The sequence below is a fragment of the Hydrogenophaga sp. OTU3427 genome, from assembly GCF_038440225.1.
Classification (GTDB): Bacteria; Pseudomonadota; Gammaproteobacteria; order Burkholderiales; family Burkholderiaceae_C; genus Hydrogenophaga.
This window is the reverse complement of sequence record NZ_JASATI010000031.1, coordinates 17,501-20,000: the sequence shown is the minus strand read 5'-3', so window position 1 is coordinate 20,000 and position 2,500 is coordinate 17,501. Positions and strand designations below refer to the sequence as shown.

Below are 2,500 nucleotides of genomic sequence, written 5' to 3'. Positions count from 1 at the left end.
TCAAAGTTATAGGGTCAAGCCGCACGAGCAATTAGTACTGGTTAGCTTAACGCATTACTGCGCTTCCACACCCAGCCTATCAACGTCCTGGTCTTGAACGACTCTTTAGGGGGCTCAAGGCCCCGGCAGATCTCATCTTGGAACGAGTTTCCCGCTTAGATGCTTTCAGCGGTTATCTCTTCCGCACTTAGCTACCCGGCAATGCCACTGGCGTGACAACCGGTACACCAGAGGTGCGTCCACTCCGGTCCTCTCGTACTAGGAGCAGGCTTCCTCAAATCTGCAGCGCCCACGGAAGATAGGGACCAAACTGTCTCACGACGTTTTAAACCCAGCTCACGTACCTCTTTAAATGGCGAACAGCCATACCCTTGGGACCGGCTACAGCCCCAGGATGAGATGAGCCGACATCGAGGTGCCAAACACCGCCGTCGATATGAACTCTTGGGCGGTATCAGCCTGTTATCCCCAGAGTACCTTTTATCCGTTGAGCGATGGCCCTTCCATACAGAACCACCGGATCACTATGTCCTGCTTTCGCATCTGCTCGACTTGTCAGTCTCGCAGTTAAGCACGCTTATGCCATTGCACTATCGTCACGATGTCCGACCGTAACTAGCGTACCTTCGAACTCCTCCGTTACGCTTTGGGAGGAGACCGCCCCAGTCAAACTGCCTACCATGCACGGTCCCCGATCCAGATAATGGACCTAGGTTAGAACCTCAAACACACCAGGGTGGTATTTCAACGTTGGCTCCATGTGATCTAGCGACCACACTTCAAAGCCTCCCACCTATCCTACACAGATCTGTTCAAAGTCCAATACAAAGCTACAGTAAAGGTTCATGGGGTCTTTCCGTCTTTCCGCGGGGAGATTGCATCATCACAAACATTTCAACTTCGCTGAGTCTCAGGAGGAGACAGTGTGGCCATCGTTACGCCATTCGTGCAGGTCGGAACTTACCCGACAAGGAATTTCGCTACCTTAGGACCGTTATAGTTACGGCCGCCGTTTACTGGGACTTCGATCAAGAGCTTGCACCCCATCAATTAATCTTCCAGCACCGGGCAGGCGTCACACCCTATACGTCCACTTTCGTGTTTGCAGAGTGCTGTGTTTTTAATAAACAGTCGCAGCCACCTATTTTTTGCAACCCATTCGTGCTCAGATGTTCTCATCACACTACTAGGGCACACCTTCTTCCGAAGTTACGGTGTCAATTTGCCGAGTTCCTTCTCCTGAGTTCTCTCAAGCGCCTTAGAATACTCATCTCGCGCACCAGTGTCGGTTTGCGGTACGGTCGTTGTTAGCTGAAGCTTAGTGGCTTTTCCTGGGACCTCGTTCAGTTACTTCAAGAGCAAGCTCTCTCGATCGACAGCCTCGGTATATGTGCGCCGGATTTGCCTAACGCACGCCTACTTCTGTCTAAACCGGCACTTCCAACCGCCGGATAACCTATTAAGATCCGTCCCCACATCGCACTAACAATCGGTACAGGAATATTGACCTGTTTCCCATCAGCTACGCATCTCTGCCTCGCCTTAGGGGCCGACTCACCCTACGCCGATGAACGTTGCGTAGGAAACCTTGCGCTTACGGCGAGCGGGCTTTTCACCCGCTTTAACGCTACTCATGTCAGCATTCGCACTTCTGATACCTCCAGCATCCTTTACAAGACACCTTCACAGGCTTACAGAACGCTCTCCTACCACTCACAGTAAACTGTGAATCCGCAGCTTCGGTAACTGGCTTGAGCCCCGTTACATCTTCCGCGCAGGACGACTCGATCAGTGAGCTATTACGCTTTCTTTAAATGATGGCTGCTTCTAAGCCAACATCCTGACTGTTTTAGCCTTCCCACTTCGTTTCCCACTTAGCCAATTTTAGGGACCTTAGCTGGCGGTCTGGGTTGTTTCCCTCTTGAGTCCGGACGTTAGCACCCGGTGCTCTGTCTCCCAAGCTGTACTCTGCGGTATTCGGAGTTTGCCTTGGTTTGGTAAGTCGCCATGACCCCCTAGCCAAAACAGTGCTCTACCCCCGCAGGTAATACTTGAGGCACTACCTAAATAGTTTTCGGAGAGAACCAGCTATTTCCAAGTTTGTTTAGCCTTTCACCCCTATCCACAGCTCATCCGCTAGTTTTGCAACACTAGTCGGTTCGGACCTCCAGTACCTGTTACGGCACCTTCATCCTGGCCATGGATAGATCACTTGGTTTCGGGTCTACACCCAGCGACTGAATCGCCCTATTCGGACTCGGTTTCCCTACGCCTTCCCTATTCGGTTAAGCTTGCCACTGAATGTAAGTCGCTGACCCATTATACAAAAGGTACGCCGTCACCCCTTTCGAGGCTCCGACTTTTTGTAAGCATGCGGTTTCAGGATCTATTTCACTCCCCTCCCGGGGTTCTTTTCGCCTTTCCCTCACGGTACTTGTTCACTATCGGTCGATGATGAGTATTTAGCCTTGGAGGATGGTCCCCCCATATTCAGACAGGA

At 51.6% G+C, this 2,500-nt stretch carries 1 rRNA gene (only partly in view); it reads right to left on the bottom strand.

Annotated features, from left to right (window positions below):
• Positions 1-10 precede the first annotated feature (10 nt).
• Positions 11-2,500: ribosomal RNA gene (locus AAHB17_RS16840) — 23S ribosomal RNA — on the bottom strand; it runs 385 nt beyond the window's last position.